Source organism: Micromonospora acroterricola (assembly GCF_003172955.1).
In the GTDB taxonomy this organism is placed as follows: domain Bacteria; phylum Actinomycetota; class Actinomycetes; order Mycobacteriales; family Micromonosporaceae; genus Micromonospora; species Micromonospora acroterricola.
This window is the reverse complement of the sequence record NZ_QGKR01000015.1, coordinates 1-1,756: the sequence shown is the minus strand read 5'-3', so window position 1 is coordinate 1,756 and position 1,756 is coordinate 1. Positions and strand designations below refer to the sequence as shown.

Sequence of the window (1,756 nt, the reverse complement as noted above, 5' to 3'; positions counted from 1 at the left end):
ACCCCACATCCGCGGCGGCGGACCCGGCGCCCCTGACCACGAGCTGGTCGAGCAGGGTGCGGGTGGCCGCGGTCACGGCGGCCACCGCGGCGTCGAACGCGGCGGCGTTGTGCGCGGCGGGCGCCCGGAAGCCCGAGATCTTCCGGACGTACTGCAGCGCCGCCGCCTCCATGTCGGCGTCGGTCACCTGCGGGGTGAACGGCTCACGCAGGGTCTTGATGCTCCGGCACATGTCGTGTGCTCCTCGGTTCGGGGCGATCCGGCCGATCCGGATACGCTGTCCTGGTCATGACTACCGCAGCGGCGGGCAGCCCGCGCACCTACCAGGTGCGCACCTACGGCTGCCAGATGAACGTGCACGACTCCGAGCGCATCTCCGGCCTGCTCGAACAGGCCGGCTACGTGCGCGCGCCCCAGGCCGACGACACCCCGGACGTCGTCGTCTTCAACACCTGCGCGGTGCGGGAGAACGCCGACAACCGGCTCTACGGCAACCTCGGTCATCTGCGCCCGGTGAAGGACAAGCACCCGGGGATGCAGATCGCGGTCGGTGGCTGCCTGGCCCAGAAGGACCGGGGCGAGATCGTCCGCAAGGCGCCCTGGGTGGACGTGGTCTTCGGCACGCACAACATCGGTGCGCTGCCGGTGCTGCTGGAGCGGGCCCGGCACAACGCCGCCGCCGAGGTGGAGATCCTGGAGTCGCTGGACGTCTTTCCGTCCACGCTGCCCACCCGGCGCGAGTCCACGTACGCCGGCTGGGTCTCGATCTCGGTGGGCTGCAACAACACCTGCACGTTCTGCATCGTGCCCTCTCTGCGGGGCAAGGAGAAGGACCGCCGCCCCGGCGACATCCTGTCCGAGGTGCGCGCGCTGGTCGACGAGGGCGTGCTGGAGGTGACCCTGCTCGGGCAGAACGTCAACTCCTACGGCGTGGAGTTCGGCGAGCGGTACGCCTTCGGCAAGCTGCTGCGGGCCTGTGGTGACATCGACGGGCTGGAGCGGGTCCGGTTCACCAGCCCGCACCCGAAGGACTTCACCGACGACGTGATCGCCGCGATGGCCGAGACGCCCAACGTCTGCCACTCGCTGCACATGCCGTTGCAGTCCGGCTCCGACGACGTGCTCCGGGCGATGCGCCGCTCGTACCGCTCCGAGCGCTACCTGGGGATCATCGAGAAGGTCCGGGCGGCGATGCCGGACGCGGCGATCACCACCGACATCATCGTCGGCTTCCCCGGCGAGACCGAGGCCGACTTCCAGCGCACCCTGGACGTGGTCCGCGAGGCCCGGTTCTCCTCGGCCTTCACCTTCCAGTACTCGAAGCGCCCGGGCACCCCCGCCGCGACGATGGACGGCCAGCTGCCCAAGCAGGTCGTGCAGGAGCGCTACGAGCGGCTGGTCGCCACCGTCGAGGAGATCACCTGGGCGGAGAACAAGCGCCTGGTGGGGGAGACCGTCGAGGTGCTCGTCGCGGTCGGTGAGGGGCGTAAGGACGAGCGGACCGGGCGGATGTCCGGCCGGGCCCGCGACGGTCGGCTGGTGCACTTCGCGACCGGAACGCCCGAAACCGGATCGCTGGCCGACCAGATCCGGCCGGGGGACATCGTGCACACCGTGGTGACGTACGCCGCCCCGCACCACCTCAACGCCGACGGCGCGCCCCTGTCGCACCGCCGCACCCGAGCCGGCGACGCCGCCGAGGCGGGCCGCTCTCCCCGTACCCCGGGGGTCCTGCTCGGCCTGCCCACCATCGGCG

Annotated in this window: 2 protein-coding genes; one reads left to right on the top strand and one right to left on the bottom strand. The window is 71.3% G+C overall.

The window, feature by feature from the left end; translation table 11 throughout:
- On the bottom strand, positions 1 to 232 hold a 232-nt coding region (locus DKT68_RS00110), incomplete at its 3' end, for a DUF2277 family protein (RefSeq protein WP_109815416.1).
- A gap of 56 nt (positions 233 to 288) precedes the next feature.
- On the opposite strand from DKT68_RS00110, the gene miaB reads away from it, so the two are divergent.
- Positions 289 to 1,756 (top strand): tRNA (N6-isopentenyl adenosine(37)-C2)-methylthiotransferase MiaB (gene miaB, locus DKT68_RS00105; protein ID WP_109815415.1); only part of this gene is annotated, 1,468 nt, incomplete at its 3' end.